Raw genomic sequence first — 16,326 nt, 5'->3', positions numbered from 1 at the left:
GGTTAATAGCTTAAGCTACAGGCGGTGCTTTATTGAGAAAAGAATAGTGTGTTTCTCTATCAAAATAGATCGTTATATTATTGATCTGAATATGATCTGATGGAAGAATAATCTCTTTTGGTGTTTCTATAAAGTCTACCGAAACAAAATTATCATCTAGATTTTCTGCAGCTAATTGACATATTTTACACTCTAAATCATTAGCATCATGACTTAAGGCGTGCAAATCTAATACTTGTATAAGACTGAATACTATCAGAAATACAGAAGCTATGATATGTCTTTTATTAGTCTTCACAATCGCAAATAAACAAAAAAAAATCAAAATCTTTATAAATTCAATCACTAAAGTGTGTTAAAGTATTGCAAACGCTATTGATTTCTCAGTGATTATTGTTAAATCCTTAGGTATTTCTTCTTGTTCCCAAGGGTGTTTGACTCCAAAAACATGATCTGCTCCTTTTACCAAAAACAGGTCACTTTGTGGATTCCAACTATGTAAACTTTTAGCTTCTTGTAAGTTAACGGTAGGATCTTCTGTTCCATGAATAATTAGATAGGGGACTTTAATTTTTTCTGCAGCCTTAAAAATGGTAAGTCTTTCTTTGTTTTCAACAAATGATGTGTAAAATTGAAAATAATGTGGCATTTTTTGTTTGGTTCTACCATTCTCTATATAATATACTCCATCATTTTTCCAAGTTTGGAAGGCTGTTCCAATTGGAAACCTCTGTTCATAATCAGAAACACCCGCCCAGGTAATTAATTTTGTAATTCTAGCATCTTCTGAAGTTTTGATCGTTGTAATCCCACCTGCTCGAGAATGACCTATAAGCGTAATATTATTAGTATCTATAAATTGTTTGTCTTCAAAATCAGAACCGGTCACCCAATCCAAAACAGATTCTAAATCATCTAGTTCTATTATATAATTATTATGACCAAAAGCTTCTAAGTCTGGGAAATCTATAGGTTGCTCTACCGTTCCGCCATTATGAGAAAAATTAAACTTCACGAAAAAAAAACCAGCTTCTGCAAATGTATTCGCTACCAAATCCCAAGCTCCCCAATCTTTAAATCCCTTATATCCATGACAAAAGATAACTATAGGCTGCTGTTTTTTCTCTTCATTATAAAAAACATCCACAAGAATGGGTCTTTGGTGTTTTCCATTTATAATGATATTCTTTTTATTTATAATCATACCTATACTTCTTTTTCTGTAAAAGGAATTTCTAAAGTAGAGATTTCTGTAATTAATTTTTTTAGTTGTAACAAATATTCATCAAATACTTCAGTTGTTATTTCGTAATCAACTTTTCCTCTAACAGATGTTTTAGTCCCGAATTTCAGAAATCCTTCTTTAAGATTTTTAAAAGAAATAATTCCAGCCTGAAAAGGTTCTGATAGTGATTGTTGGTTATCTTGCATATACGCATATGCTAATACTTGTATGACTTTACTGTACTTGTAATCTTCTGTAATTACATCCCAATCCATCAAAATCACATCACTTTTAGTCACGCTGCCAGTTTTATAATCAATAATTCGTAATTCTCCGTCTAATTGATCAATGCGATCTACTTTTCCTTTAATAAAAACAGGAAAATCAAGCTCAGGAATCCTTAATTCTCTTTTTAGATTACTTTCTATAGCAATAATTTTCAATTGTGACCCGGATTTCAGCATCTTCTCTTCGGCTTTTAGAAAATTATAAATATACCTTTTAGCTACCTCGAAAATAAGTAAGTTTTTACCTTGGGTGATATCTAATTTAGAATACTCTTTCCGAAACTGGTATTTGATTTCAGCATCAATTTGGGTAATCATTTTTGCAATGTCCTCAATAGATATAAATTTATTCTCTAACGGTTTATATAAATTTTCCAGCGTATTATGGATTACTGTTCCTAAGGTGTTTGCGGCAATAGTTTCTTCTACCTGATCACTTTCTCTAATTCCTAACACATATTTATAATAAAAATCAATAGGGTTTCTAATATAAGATGTTAATGCAGAAGGTGATAATCCATTTAATGCTAATTCTTTTATTTTTTTAATTACAGCATCATTCTTTTCAACAACCAATGGATCGTTTTTTAGCGTAGGTACTTCAGAAGATGCTATATATTTAGATAATTGATGCGCTGGTATTTTATCTATTTCTAACTGATGTAAAAATCTACTTTTCTCACCACCTCCGACTCCTTCATCCTCGGTGTTGTAAATTAAATACACATTTTTAGCTCTCTGAATTAAACGATAAAAGTGATATGTATATATTGCATCCTTTTCTTTATATGTTGGAAGGCTATAGGCTCTCTTTAGATCATATGGTATGAAAGAATTCATGCTTTTTCCTGCAGGAAGTACACCTTCATTGACAGAAGTAATTATTACTGTTTCAAAATCTAAACACCGAGACTCTAACATCCCCATTAATTGTAATCCACTAAAAGGTTCTCCTCTAAAATCAAGTGTCTCTGAGTTAATGATATCTTTATATAAATGATATAAAGAAAATACTGTTGTAATGTATTGATAATTTCTACTAAGAGTCAATAGTTTATTAAAAACAAGATGAAAATGATATACATACTCAAGTTCTAAAGAATCTTTCTCTTTATCTAAACTCTCTTTTAATAACTGAACTATTCTCCTACATTGTTCTATGGCTTTTGAAGCTTTATCCCAAGGAGAGAATAATATTTCCAAAACTTCACTGTCTAGATCACTAGCTTCATCTTGCAATTTTTCTAAAGAAATAAAAATAAGATTTTCTCTTGAGATCTTTGTAATTAATTGATTAGTCAAAGAACCTAATAACCAATAACTAGGTTGACTATTTAGAATCTCCAAAACAGACTTATGGTATAGTCCTTTAGAATTTACAGCCTTATGAAGTTTAAATAACAACTCAAAAAATGAAGCTACCGGGACATCTTTTAGAGGTAATCCCATCGTAATATTGAGTGAATTAATTGATTCGGGTAATGAGTTTAGAACTGGCAGTAGCAATGATTCGTCAGCTAAAACCAATGCAGTTTTTTCAATACTAGCAGATGGAATAGCTCTAAGTATTTGACCAGCTAATTTTGCTTGGCCAACATTTTTAGGAACTCCAATTAGTTTAATATCTTTTGAAGATGAAAAATTATCTCTAATCCATTTAAATGGGTGTTCTTTATAGTAATTCCATTGATTTTTGTAATCTCTTAAAAACAAAGAAGCTTCGTGATATTTATTTTCTAAAAAGAACGTATCGACATCCCAATATACCTCAGCAATATTAGCTTCTAACAATGATTGAAAAATGACTTGCTCTGCGTTATTAAGCGCATTAAAACCTACCAAAACATGTTTCTGGTCATTATTCTTAATATAACCTCCTATATTCTCTGAAGCTTTTCTATACAACAATCCTTGATAACCAATCTTTTTTTCTAGAAGTTTGGTTTTAAAATTGGTATAATAATCAGATAGGTTATTCCAAAAACTAATGTAGTTCTGTATAAGTTCAGTTTTTTCTTTTTGAAGATACCAGTGATTTAGATCTTGTATCCCTGAGAGATATGAAAAAAAGCTTTCGTTATCAATGCAATAACGATCGATTTCATTAAAATCATACACCAAGGTTTGAGCCCAGCTACTAAATGTCTCTAAGTTTTCTTTTTCTAAATGGGTATGTGTTGTAAGATAGGTTTCGTAAAACTCGAATAAGGTTTGTGTAGCATCAATCTGACGTAATCCAGATAATTGTGTGATAAACTCCTCTATACTAAGAATTATCGGTGCAAAAAAAGTTTGGTCCGTATACTTTTCTAGCAATTCCTTTTTAAGAAAAAGCCCTGCTCTTTTACTAGGTAGTATAAAAATAAGCTCACTTATATTGTGATCTTTTTTTTGTACTTCTGATATAACTTCTTTTAAAAAACTATCCACCCATTAAAAATAAAAAACGTCCCGAATAATCGGGACGTTTTGTCTATATATTTATTATTTAGTGAAAAATAATTACTTCACTAAGTTGATCTCTACACGTCTATTTTGTGCTCTACCAGCTCTAGTTTTATTAGATGCAACTGGTCTTGCTTCTCCATAACCAACAGCAGATAATCTGAACTGATCGATACCGTTACTAGTTAAGAATGTCTTAACAGCGTTTGCTCTAGAATCAGAAAGCTTCTGGTTATTTGCTTCTCTACCTTGACTATCTGTATGCCCTTCGATAACGAATTTAGCAGTAGGATACTCTTTAAGGATACCGATAATATCATTTAATACTTTAGTAGACTGATCTTTTATAGTTGCTTTACCTGAATCAAACAATACTTGAGCAGCATACTCATTTAAAGTTTTCTGAATTTCTTCAGTTACTTCAGGACATCCGTTGTTAGCAACAGTACCAGCAACATCAGGACAATTATCATCTTTGTCTAATACTCCGTCACCATCTTTATCTTGGTAAGGACATCCGTTGTTAGCAGCAGGACCAGCTTCGTTAGGACAACCGTCTTTAGCATCAGTGATTCCATCACCGTCAGCATCAGGACATCCATTTAAGTTAGCTAAACCAGCAACAGTAGGACAATCATCTTTAGGATCAGCGATTCCATCACCATCAGTATCAGGACATCCGTTAAATTCTGCAGTACCTGCAGTATCAGGACAGTCATCTTTAGCATCAGTGATTCCATCACCATCAGTATCAGGACATCCGTTAAATTCTGCTAAACCAGGAACATCGATACACTCATCATCTTTGTCAAATACACCGTCACCGTCTGTATCTTTACCTCCGAAAGCGAAAGTAATTCCTGCAGAATGTTGAAAGTGAGTTGGAGGATAGTTACTAATCTCGTAATCTTCGAATACGTGCTTATAAGTAGTTTGTAAATTGAAAGCTAAATTTTCAGTCACCCAAAGGTTTAATCCAAAAGAACCATTAAGAGTTCCAACACCAATTTCATCAACCCAAGTGTAACCACCACCTACTCCTAAGTAAGGGTCGAACCATTTAGACTTCAAAACGTTTTTAAGGCTATAGCTTATCGTTCCATCTACTGCATAATAAGATAAGTCTTCAGCTGTAACTTGAGTTCCATCAGGAGTTTCTCCTAATTTATCAATTTTGTTAACTGAACCAGCAGCGGTAAAAGTAAAACCATCTCCTATATATCTACCAACCGATAGTTTAGAAACAGATGGAAGAATATTCCAGTGGTCAGTAGCGTTAAAAAACTCGTCAAAGATTTCACCTTGGTTAGGTAAATCTCCTCCAGTAGGAAAGATATCAACAGCATTAACGCCGATCGATACTGCCCAAGGGTTGTTTTCATCCTGTGCATTCGCAGTACTAAACCCAAGTACTAATAACGAAGCCACTAAAAATCTGCTAAGATATTTCATATTCAATAATTTAATTTTTAAGTGTTAATTAGAGCAAATGTAATATGTTAAAAATTACTGTCAAAGACAAAACTAATAAATTTTTCTTAATAGGCCAGTGTATATCGACCTTTGCGAAGTTTTTAAAGTTCTATTTTAAATCTTTAAGCCCCCCTCAAATGTGAAAAAATTGCCGTATTAAGCTGAAACCTACTGTTCTAATTTCCTTAATTACGGTACAATTATAAGATAAAAATATTTTTTATCAATAAATTTCTACTAGTAATTACTAAAATATTTTTTATTTATACATATTTTAAAGTAATCCCGTCATTAAAATACACCAATATCTGATTATTTAATTTATATCCTATCCTCTGAAGAAGTAAGCCATATTCCTTTAACTGATTTCCGTGCAAAGCACTGTGTTCCCCTGTTTTATAATCAATTATTGCAGCCTCTCCTTGGGCATCAATTATAACTCTATCTGGCCTATAAATGCGTCCATTTGAGATAATTTCCCTTTCATTTAACACTTGTTTATCCTCTAAAAAATATTTAGAGAGTTCTGGATGATCTAAAACCATTTTTAACTCATTATGGAGTGTTTCTCTATCTAAAAAACTAATCATTCCTGTTTCAAAAGCACTTTCTACAACTTTATCCAGATCTTTATGAGAATATATAGACGACATTAGTTCGTGTATTAGATTACCCTTTTCTATTGCAGCGGCCTGTGATGTATCCCAAAGTTTTCCTGAATTGGTAACAATATGTACTTTGCGTTTTTTTCTTGAATTCTCAAATTTAGTAAGTGTTATATTCTTTGTTTTAGACTTTATAGATACAGTTTCCTTAAAAGGTTTTTCTGGATCACCAAAATCATATGATAATTGTTCATTATGCCAAGCACCTATATGTTTTAGATAATTAATAAACTTTCCTGAAAACTTATTTGAATTACCCTCTCCTTTACTATTTATTTCTGCTTTAGAAATAATATATAATTGTTCTTCTGCTCTGGTTAAGGCAACGTACAATAGATTAAAAGCATCCAATTCTAGTTGTGATTGTCGTTCTTGAACGATTTTTTCTGCTTGCACCCCATAATCAGAAAGCTCTTTATTATAATTAACAAACACCTCACGGAAACCATTAAAATCTTTTTTTGCAACCGGCAACCAGGTTTTAGGCTCTATTTCTCTATAAATATCAATGTTTGCGTATGGGTAGATAACACAGGGAAACTCTAAACCTTTAGCCTTATGTATCGTCATTATCTGAATTGCCTCTTCTCCTTCTGGAGCAATTATGCTTAGCTTATCTTTTTTATGATCCCAATATGACAAAAAACCGATAATACCTTCAGCGTGTTTTTGGGTATATCCAAATATTACATCTAAGAGAAATTGTACATATGCCGGTGATACTGATGTAAGATTAAAACTATTTATAATATACTCTACCCCTTCATAAAGAGGTTTTATGTCCAATTGAGTAAAACTAAACTCAACTCCTAACAATTCAACCTCATCACAAAATGTTTTTTTATCAGCGAATACCAGTTTTTTTAAAAAGGTGTGTTTCTCCGATATTGAAAACTCTTCTGTTATAAAATGTAAAACGTTGGTTTTGGACAACAACTCATCTGGGTACACAAACCAGGTAAGCATATCAACAATAAAACGTACTCTTGGATCATTTTTAAGCAATAGTGTCTCTGAAGAGATAATAGACATTCCTTTTTCAGTAAGAAAATCTGCAATAACAGCTCCTTCCTTTTGTTTTCTGGTAAGAATACAAATTTCATTTAGTAAATATCCCTTTTTCTTAAGTTCTAACACTGACTCATATACTCTTTCTGGATATATTTCATTTTCTTCTTCAACATTTTTAGCTTCTACAAAAGAAAGTTGCACGTAACCCCCTTTTTTATCATTATACTCCTGATTATTACCTAATAAATATAACTTCTTATGCAGATCGTCACTAAAGTCGTTTGATAAAAGTGTAAACAAATCATTATTAAACTTAATGACCTCTTGATGGCTTCGATAATTTTTAGGCAAATTAAGTACTTGTTTTTCTTCAACTGAAAATGGATTTTGATTTAAAGAAAGATTTATAAACTGCTCAGCTTTTCCTCCCCGCCATCTATAGATAGCCTGTTTAGCATCACCAACTATAGTTAATTGCCCTCTTTTACCACTTAAGGTTTCTGAAGAAATAGCATTATCTATCAAAGGAACTATATTATTCCATTGTAGTTCTGATGTGTCCTGAAACTCATCTATAAAATAATCTCTGTATCGCTCTCCTAATCGCTCATATATAAAAGGAGCAGGTTGATCTTGAATTGCTTCGCTAATAATCTTATTAAATTCTGATATTAATAAGATACTCCTTTCTTTTTTGATCTTTTGAAGCTCCTTATTAATAACATTCAGCACAGAAAGAGGCGTAAGGTTCTTTGTTATATTTTCATATAACTTTATGTCTAGTATTTGTTGTTTTGTTTCTAAAAACGCTTGTTCAATTGGCGGCCGAATACTATTTATCAATTCTTTTTTATCAGGATTGAGAGATTTTGTGTAAAAGTCTGTAGTTTCAATATTTTGCCTCCACGCAGAAGAGAAATTTATTTTAAAGTCTTTTTTAGAAAGTTTTACAAAATGAAGAGGAATGTAGCTTTTGAAAAAATCCTTGTAATCTAAAGAATTACTTGTGATAAGGCTTAGAATATCCGCAGAGGTTTTTACAATCTTTTCTTTTTGATTCTTGATTTTGGATATTAATTGCTTTTTTAATTCATCAAAATCCTTCGCTGTTTTATTAGAAAGACTATTTAAGTGTGCTCGATCATTTTCACTAAACAAAAGCCTAGCTACTTTGTTTAGCTCTATGGTAATATCCCAACTTTTATCATCTTCTAATTTACTTAAAGCAAAATCAATAATTGTTTCTGTTAAGACTGCATCTTCTCCTACTTTTGCTATGACTGCATCTACAGACTCTTCTATTAATGATTCTGTATCCATTTCAATTTCAAAATTCATCGGAATCCCTAAATCCCTTGCAAATGTTCTAATCACCCTATGCGTAAAGGTATCTATCGTGACGATATCAAAAGCTGCATAATTGTGTAGAATACTTTTAAGGATTCTATCTGCTTTTTGTTTTACTACCTCTTTCTCTAATCCCGTTTCTTGGATAATATCGTTTAATAACAACTCGTATTTGGATGAAATTTCAGCACTGCGAATACCTACCAGATTTTCTATAACTCTGGTTTTCATTTCAGCGACTGCTTTATTCGTAAACGTAATTGCTAAAATATTTTTATAAGCATCCTTATACTCTCCTGTTAAAAGAGCAACCAAATACGCCTTAACCAAGGTATACGTTTTTCCAGCTCCTGCAGCTGCATTATAAATAGTGAAAGGATATTGAGAATTCAAGTCTGTTTTTTTACTAAAGTATCAAAAAAGAGTAGTTTTTATGTATTAATAACCACTAAAAATAAATTGAACTCAAGTTCAACGGAGAAAGGGGTTCGCAAAAATTTGAATTTAATTAATTTATAACAAATATTAATTTTTATTCATCACTCTTATTCCTAAATTTGGTTTCATTTTTTTCTTATTAACTAAAAAAATAGATTATGTCATTTGAATTACCGAAATTAAAATATGCCTTTGACGCATTAGAACCTAATATAGATGCTCGTACGATGGAAATTCATCATGATAAACATCATGCTGGATATACTAATAAATTGAATGCAGCCATTTCTGGAACTGATCTTGAAGGTAAGACTATAGAAAACATTCTTATTAATCTAGACAAATCTAATGGCGCTGTCCGAAACAATGGTGGCGGTTATTATAACCATAGTTTGTTTTGGGAAATTATGTCTCCTAATGGCGGTGGAACTCCTTCTGGCGAGCTTGGTGATGCTATCAATAGTGCTTTTGGTTCTTTTGATGCGTTCAAAGAAGCTTTTTCTAATGCAGCAGCAACACAATTTGGTTCTGGATGGGCTTGGTTATGTGTTCAGGAAGGTGGTAAATTAGAAGTTTGCGCTACTCCAAACCAAGATAATCCATTAATGCCAGGTACTGGTTGTGGCGGAACTCCTATTTTGGGTCTTGATGTATGGGAACATGCCTATTATTTAAATTATCAAAACCGTCGTCCTGATTATATAGGTGCATTTTTTAATGTAATTAATTGGGATGAAGTTTCTATAAGATACGCACAAGGAAAATAGATTATATTCAATATTTATCATAATAAAGAAAAAGAGTCATAAAATTTATGACTCTTTTTTTATATATATGTTTTACAAACTATTCTAAAATAAAAAAAGGTGGAAAGTCCACCTTTTTTTGCCCCAAATCTACCATGAACTTAACCTACTTATGCTATGGCTCTGCTAATATAAAGCGTTATTTCAATGTGTAAAAATGTTTTAGACGAAAAGCTAAAATAATTGTTGAAATACACAAATTAACTGATTTTAACAACGAGGTTTTTTGTTTTTTTAGTATGCACGTTCATCTTTCCCTTCGAAAAAATTTATAAACGCCTTATTTACGACTCTATTCCCACCTGCGGTTGGATAATCACCCGTAAAATACCAATCTCCTAAATTTTTAGGGCAAGCAATATGTAAATTATCTACAGTTTGATAAATAATCTTTATATCTGCATTTACTGTATCATCAATTAACAACTCTGCAATTTTATCACTTATTTCCTGATCAGAAAAGCCTTCATAGATCTCTTTCACAAAATTCTGGACATCTTTATCAGCTAGATGCTCTTGCGCTTTACATTTCTCATAAACCTGCTCTACTAGATCATAATTACCATTTTCTTTTAACAATTCTAATGAAGCTTTAAAAGCAATAAGCCCTTCCAGTCGCGCCATGTCGATTCCATAACAATCAGGATAACGAATCTGAGGAGCAGAAGAAACAACTATAATTTTTTTAGGTTTCAATCTGTCGAGCATCTTGATAATACTTTTCTTTAAGGTTGTCCCCCTTACTATACTATCATCTATAATTACCAGATTATCTTGGTGTTTTACTACTCCATAAGTAACATCATATACATGCGCTACCAAATCATCTCTGCTACTATCTTCTGTAATAAATGTACGTAGTTTAGCATCTTTAATCGCTAATTTCTCAGTTCTCAACCTAGAAGAAAGTATTTCTGCTAATCGCTCATCGGTCAACGAGTCTTTCTCAGAAAGTATGGTTTCATTTTTTTGTTTATTAAGTTCATCTTGCGCTGCTTCTACCATCCCGTAGAAAGATGTTTCAGCAGTGTTTGGTATAAAAGAAAAAACTGTATTTACAGTATCATGATCTATTTCCTTTAATACTTGGGGCATGATTAGCTTACCAAGATTTTTTCTCTCTTCATAAATTTCTGCATCACTTCCTCTTGAAAAATAAATACGTTCAAAAGAACATGCTTTTCTTTCTAACGGTTCTATAATTTTACTTATAGATGTTTTGCCATCTTTTTTAACGATAATAGCTTTTCCTGGATCTAACTCTATTACTTTATTAAACGGAACATTAAACACTGTTTGAATTACAGGCCTTTCAGAAGCCACAACCACTACCTCATCATCTTGATAATAATAAGCTGGTCTTATTCCTGCAGGGTCTCTAAGAACAAAAGCATCCCCATGACCTAGCATTCCAGCCATAGCATAACCTCCATCCCAATCTCTAGATGATTTCTTTAGTATTTTGACAACGTTTAATCTTTCTACGATCTCTGGAGAAGCATCTACCTTACTGTATCCTTCCTTTTTAAGTTTTTTATAAAGTTTGGCAACTTCGGAATCCAAAAAATGGCCAATTTTTTCCATTACCGTAACCGTGTCCACATGATCCTTAGGATGCTGGCCTAATCGTACTAAATTATCAAATAGCACATTGTTATTGGTCATATTAAAATTACCCGCTACTATAAGATTACGATGCATCCAGTTGTTTTGTCTTAAAAACGGATGTACGCTTTCTACACTGTTTTTACCAAAAGTACCATAACGAACATGACCTAATAACACCTCTCCTATATAAGGGATATTTTTTTTCTGTAAGTCAACATCATCAGTATACTCAGGATGCTCAACCAATTCTTTATTGATTCTATCATTAATTTGCGAAAAGATATCTTGAATTGGCTGCGACTCGCTTGAACGAACTCTACTTATATACCGTTCTCCAGGAGCCGTATCTAGTTTAATACTAGCAAACCCCGCTCCATCCTGTCCGCGATTATGTTGCTTTTCCATCATCAAATACATTTTATTTACTCCATAAAATGCACTTCCGTATTTTTCTTTATAATACTCTAATGGTTTTAATAATCTAATAAATGCGATTCCGCATTCATGTTTTAAGGCATCACTCATTGTATTCCAAAAATTCTATTGTTGTGTTATCGTAGGTTTACTATTTAATAGTCAATTAAAAAAGCCCTTACACGAAACGAGCAGGGCTTATATTTTATTATTAAGACAATTCTATTTCGAATTGTGTCAATTCCCTAAATTCCAGAAGTCGTTTCTGAACTTCTTCTCGTTTTAAGTCCTCCATTCTTTCCGTACCAAATTTCTCTACACAAAAAGAAGCTAGGTTAGAAGCATGAATGATTGCTTTTTTCATATTCTCAAAAGAGAGATCTCCTGTTTTTGTTAAATATCCAGTAAAACCTCCTGCAAATGTGTCTCCAGCTCCAGTAGGATCAAACACTTCTTCTAATGGTAATGCTGGTGCAAAGAAAATTTGATCATTGTGAAATAATAATGCTCCATGTTCTCCCTTTTTAATAACTACATACTTCGGGCCCATTTTCTCAATTGCTCTAGCTGCTTTTACCAATGAATATTCTCCACTTAGTTGCCTTGCTTCTTCGTCATTAATCGTAATTACATCTACTTCTGCAATAACTTTCATCAAATCCTCCAAGGCATTGTCCATCCAAAAGTTCATGGTGTCCAAAACAGATAACTTAGGTTTAGATGACATTTGTTCTAAAACACTTAGCTGAACTAAAGGGTGTAAATTTCCTAACATTACAATTTCTGCATCTTTATAACTCTCAGGAACTACTGGATTAAAATCCGCCAATACATTAAGCTGAGTATCCAAAGTATCTCTAGAATTTAGATCATTATGATATCTTCCACTCCAGAAAAAGGTTTTTCCTCCTTTTACAACCTCTACAGCAGAAGTATCGATATTTTTCTTTTGAAGCATTGTTAGATATTCTTCAGGAAAATCATCTCCCACAATAGAAACTATTGCTGAAGGTATATTAAAATTAGCTGCAGAAAGACCTATATAAGTCGCTGCTCCGCCTAAGATTTTGTCTGTTTTACCAAATGGCGTCTCAATAGCATCAAAGGCTACGGTACCTACAATAAGTAATTTGCTCATAAAATAGCGTAATATTTTTTTGCAAATATACGTTTTAGTTTTGAGTAATTATGAGATTGAAGTAAACTTACTTTTTACAAAAAAGCAGATATCATCCTTTGCTAAAAGTCTACTTTGATATTAAAAATAACATCCGTTTTTAACATATAGATAAATCTAAACGCTAAAAAATTAACGCTAAAGATAGGGTTATCTAATTGTTAGCTGTTTATTTATTGAACTAACACATAAACTCAATATAATTATGAAAAAATTAAAATTAACCAAATTAGTTTTGGCCCCTTTAGTTTCACTTTTATTGCTTAACTGTGAAAAAGATATTGAAGATACTTTTGAAACAAATCAAATTACAACTGAAAAAGTCGCTCACGTATGTATAGAAAAATGGAACACTGATAATGACATTTCAAAAGCTGCTAGTCTTAAAGCAAAGGAATGGCAAACAGGTCAAACTATCCGAGTAAAATTTTTAAATGGAAATAATTTTGTTCAATCTAAAGTAAGACAATATGCTGTAGAATGGGAAGATTATGCAAACATTAAGTTTGAATGGGTTTCTTCAAGCAGTAGTGCTAACATTAAAATTGGTTTTAGAGAAGGCCAATTTGCAAATGATGGAGGATCTTGGTCATATCTTGGAACTGATTCGAATAACCAATCACATAGTATGCATTTTGGATGGTTTAATAATAACACATCTGATACTGAATTTAGAAGAACTACAATTCACGAATTCGGACATGCTCTTGGTTTGATTCACGAACATCAAAACCCTGTAGCTGGTATTAATTGGGATAAAGAGGCCGTATATGCATACTATGCAGGGCCACCTAACAACTGGAGTAGAGCACAGGTAGATAATAATCTTTTCAGACGTTATGAAGTGAATGTTTCTAACTATAGTGACTACGATCCAAAATCTATCATGCACTATCCTATCCCTGCAGAACATACTACAGATGGTGTTGCCGTAGGAAGTAATACTCAGTTATCTACAACAGACAAATCTTTTATAGCTACTATTTACCCTGGAACTACAACTGGTGGCAGCAACTGTGACGGTGTAGCAACATATAATAATAGTGCTTCGTATGCTATCGGAGATCAAGTAACCTATCAAGGAAGTTTATACCAAAGAACCGCTAGCGGATGGACTAATCTTGGCCCTTGTGATAGTGTTCCTAGCACTGATATTTGCGATGGTGTAGCAGCATATAATGGTAGTGCTTCGTATTCCACTGGAGATCAAGTTACTTATAATGGAGATCTATACGAAAGAACAGCTAGTGGATGGAACAATCTTGGGGCTTGTGGTAGTTAATAGCGACCAAAACTCATTACTTAAATAATACTATTATAAATGATAAATAAAAATACCCTGTTGTTTTACACTTCAGGGTATTTTTATTCAATTTTAACTATTGTAATAGTATTTATCTAAATCAATTTTTTACAATTTTACCGTAGTAATTATACGTATAAAAAGTATTTTCTTTCAAAAAAACTTGTTTTCTTACTAAAATTGTGTTAAATTTATGAAATATTTAACAAACTCAACTCTATTATGAAAACAAATAAGTTTACCAGACTAGTTCTGGCTGTACTAGTCTCATTTTCTCTTTCAAATTGTGATAAAGACACAGAAGATGTTTTTGAAACGAATCAAATTGATGACGCTAAAAGTGCACACGTTTGTATTGCTAAGTGGGATTCTCCAACTGAAGCAAAGGCTACCAGTGTTAAGGACAAACAATGGGAAACAGGCCAAACTATTCGAGTAAAATTTTTAAACGGAAGCAGCTTTGTTCAATCCAAAGTTAGACAATATGCTGTACAATGGGAAGACTATGCAAATCTTAAATTTGAATGGGTTTCTTCAACCAGTAGTGCAAATATCAAAATTGCTTTTAGAGAAGGTCAATATGCAAATGAAGCAGGTTCTTGGTCTTATTTAGGAACTGATTCTAACAGCTATGCACATAGTATGCATTTTGGATGGTTTGACAATAACACAACTGATGCAGAATTCAGAAGAACAACAATTCACGAATTTGGACATGCACTTGGATTAATCCATGAGCATCAAAATCCTGTTGCTGGAATTAACTGGGATAAAGAAACTGTTTATGCATATTATGCTGGACCACCAAATAATTGGTCTAGAGCGCAGGTTGACAATAACCTTTTTAGACGTTATGAAGCAAATATTTCTAACTACAGTGCATATGATCCAGCATCAATTATGCACTATCCTGTTCCTGCAGAACATACATTAGATGGAGTTGGAGTAGGTTCTAATAACCAATTATCAGACACTGATAAACAATTTATTGGCACAATATATCCATTTCCTGCTACTGGCGGAGATATTTGTGCTGGCGTAGCGCCATATAATGGTAATGCTTCTTATTCTACTGGAGATCAAGTTACTTATAATGGAGATTTATATCAAAGAACTGCTTCGGGATGGTCAAATCTTGGAGCCTGTGGTCCTGTTAGTACCGACCCTTGTGATGGTGTAGCACCATATAACGGAAGTGCTTCTTATTCTGCTGGAGATCAAGTTACTTATAACGGAGATTTATACCAAAGAACTGCTTCGGGATGGAGTAATCTTGGGCCTTGTGGTGGCTAAAAAAACTTGTAATCTTATAACGATTCGTTTAGTATATTAGATTTAAGAATCTCATTGTTTAATAAAATGCTCCAGAAAAATAACTGGAGCATTTTATAAATAAGACTCTTCAAGTTACTTTCTACCAAAGTCTGCTGGAATTTCACCCCACGCTTTAGTTTCCCATTTAACTATTGTCGTAGTATATTTATTTTCTTTAAGCCATTTGATTCCCCTATCTACTAGATCAAACATTTCTTTATTTTTGACATTCCGTTGTAGTTTAGTTTTGCAAGTTTTTCTTTGCACCCAACCCATGGCAATTCTGGAATCTGTATATAAAATTCTATCACTACCCTTATTTTTCAAATATGCCAACCCGTGAACTAAAGCTAAAAACTCACCAATATTATTTGTTCCTTGTGGAAAAGGTCCTTGGTGGAAAAGTTGTTTTTCTGTCTGTGTATCCACTCCTCGATATTCCATTTTACCAGGATTACCACTAGAAGCTGCATCTACAGCTATAGAGTATAAGTTAGGTTCTCCTATTTTTTCTAATTGTTCTTTGGTAAGAGAAGATTTTGGTTTGCTTTTTCCTTTATAATCTTCATAATCCCCATTATAGGCTTTCTTTGCTACATCAAAAGATTCGAAAGATTTATATTTCGCACTTGCATATCCTTTTACTGCTGCTTTACAATCATCCCATTTCGTATAGATTCCCGGTCTGTGACCTTCCCAGACAACATAAAATTTTTCTTTCTTGCCCATATTTCTTTGACAGTTACTAGTTAATTGTTGTTTAAGGTTTTTTATATTAGACTAATTTTCTGCGTTAGAGATTACTCATCGACT

General features: G+C 32.7%; 11 protein-coding genes. 3 read left to right on the top strand and 8 right to left on the bottom strand.

Annotated features, from left to right (window positions below):
• Window positions 1-10: 10 nt before the first annotated feature.
• The 5 genes from Q0921_RS18020 to Q0921_RS18000 all read right to left on the bottom strand — a co-directional run bounded on the left by Q0921_RS18020 (window position 11) and on the right by Q0921_RS18000 (window position 8,846).
• Complete coding sequence (locus Q0921_RS18020) at window positions 11-298, bottom strand: hypothetical protein (protein ID WP_299259349.1); 288 nt, start codon at window positions 296-298, stop codon at window positions 11-13.
• A 57-nt stretch (window positions 299-355) separates the two neighbouring features.
• Window positions 356-1,204, bottom strand: a complete 849-nt coding sequence (locus tag Q0921_RS18015) for an alpha/beta hydrolase family protein (protein ID WP_367183349.1) — start codon at window positions 1,202-1,204, stop codon at window positions 356-358.
• A 2-nt stretch (window positions 1,205-1,206) separates the two neighbouring features.
• The gene (locus Q0921_RS18010) at window positions 1,207-3,942 is read right to left on the bottom strand and encodes a PD-(D/E)XK nuclease family protein (RefSeq protein ID WP_299259347.1); all 2,736 of its coding nucleotides are present in this window, start codon (window positions 3,940-3,942) and stop codon (window positions 1,207-1,209) included.
• 72 nt (window positions 3,943-4,014) lie between these two features.
• Entirely contained in the window at window positions 4,015-5,409 is a 1,395-nt protein-coding gene (locus Q0921_RS18005; RefSeq protein WP_299259345.1) for an OmpA family protein, read from the bottom strand.
• A 284-nt stretch (window positions 5,410-5,693) separates the two neighbouring features.
• On the bottom strand, window positions 5,694-8,846 hold the full coding sequence (locus Q0921_RS18000) for an exodeoxyribonuclease V subunit beta (protein WP_299259343.1): 3,153 nt from the start codon (window positions 8,844-8,846) through the stop codon (window positions 5,694-5,696).
• Between the two features lie 203 nt (window positions 8,847-9,049).
• On the opposite strand from Q0921_RS18000, the gene Q0921_RS17995 reads away from it, so the two are divergent.
• Complete coding sequence (locus Q0921_RS17995) at window positions 9,050-9,658, top strand: superoxide dismutase (protein ID WP_299259341.1); 609 nt, start codon at window positions 9,050-9,052, stop codon at window positions 9,656-9,658.
• Between the two features lie 273 nt (window positions 9,659-9,931).
• Here the strand turns inward: Q0921_RS17995 and Q0921_RS17990 are convergent, their stop codons facing one another.
• Both Q0921_RS17990 and Q0921_RS17985 read right to left on the bottom strand, forming a co-directional pair.
• A complete protein-coding gene (locus tag Q0921_RS17990) occupies window positions 9,932-11,830 on the bottom strand; it encodes an amidophosphoribosyltransferase (RefSeq protein WP_299259340.1) in 1,899 nt (632 codons plus the stop codon).
• A 100-nt stretch (window positions 11,831-11,930) separates the two neighbouring features.
• Complete coding sequence (locus Q0921_RS17985; RefSeq protein WP_299259338.1) at window positions 11,931-12,857, bottom strand: PfkB family carbohydrate kinase; 927 nt, start codon at window positions 12,855-12,857, stop codon at window positions 11,931-11,933.
• Window positions 12,858-13,101: 244 nt separating this feature from the next.
• On the opposite strand from Q0921_RS17985, the gene Q0921_RS17980 reads away from it, so the two are divergent.
• Both Q0921_RS17980 and Q0921_RS17975 read left to right on the top strand, forming a co-directional pair.
• Window positions 13,102-14,178, top strand: a complete 1,077-nt coding sequence (locus Q0921_RS17980) for a M12 family metallopeptidase (RefSeq protein WP_299259336.1) — start codon at window positions 13,102-13,104, stop codon at window positions 14,176-14,178.
• 243 nt (window positions 14,179-14,421) lie between these two features.
• On the top strand, window positions 14,422-15,492 hold the full coding sequence (locus Q0921_RS17975; RefSeq protein ID WP_299259334.1) for a matrixin family metalloprotease: 1,071 nt from the start codon (window positions 14,422-14,424) through the stop codon (window positions 15,490-15,492).
• 114 nt (window positions 15,493-15,606) lie between these two features.
• Here the strand turns inward: Q0921_RS17975 and Q0921_RS17970 are convergent, their stop codons facing one another.
• Window positions 15,607-16,242, bottom strand: a complete 636-nt coding sequence (locus Q0921_RS17970) for a ribonuclease H family protein (RefSeq protein ID WP_299259332.1) — start codon at window positions 16,240-16,242, stop codon at window positions 15,607-15,609.
• Window positions 16,243-16,326 lie beyond the last annotated feature (84 nt).

The organism is uncultured Aquimarina sp., from assembly GCF_947496855.1.
Classification (GTDB): Bacteria; Bacteroidota; Bacteroidia; order Flavobacteriales; family Flavobacteriaceae; genus Aquimarina.
Note: the sequence above shows the minus strand (reverse complement) of the source record. Positions and strands in the feature narration are given on the sequence as shown.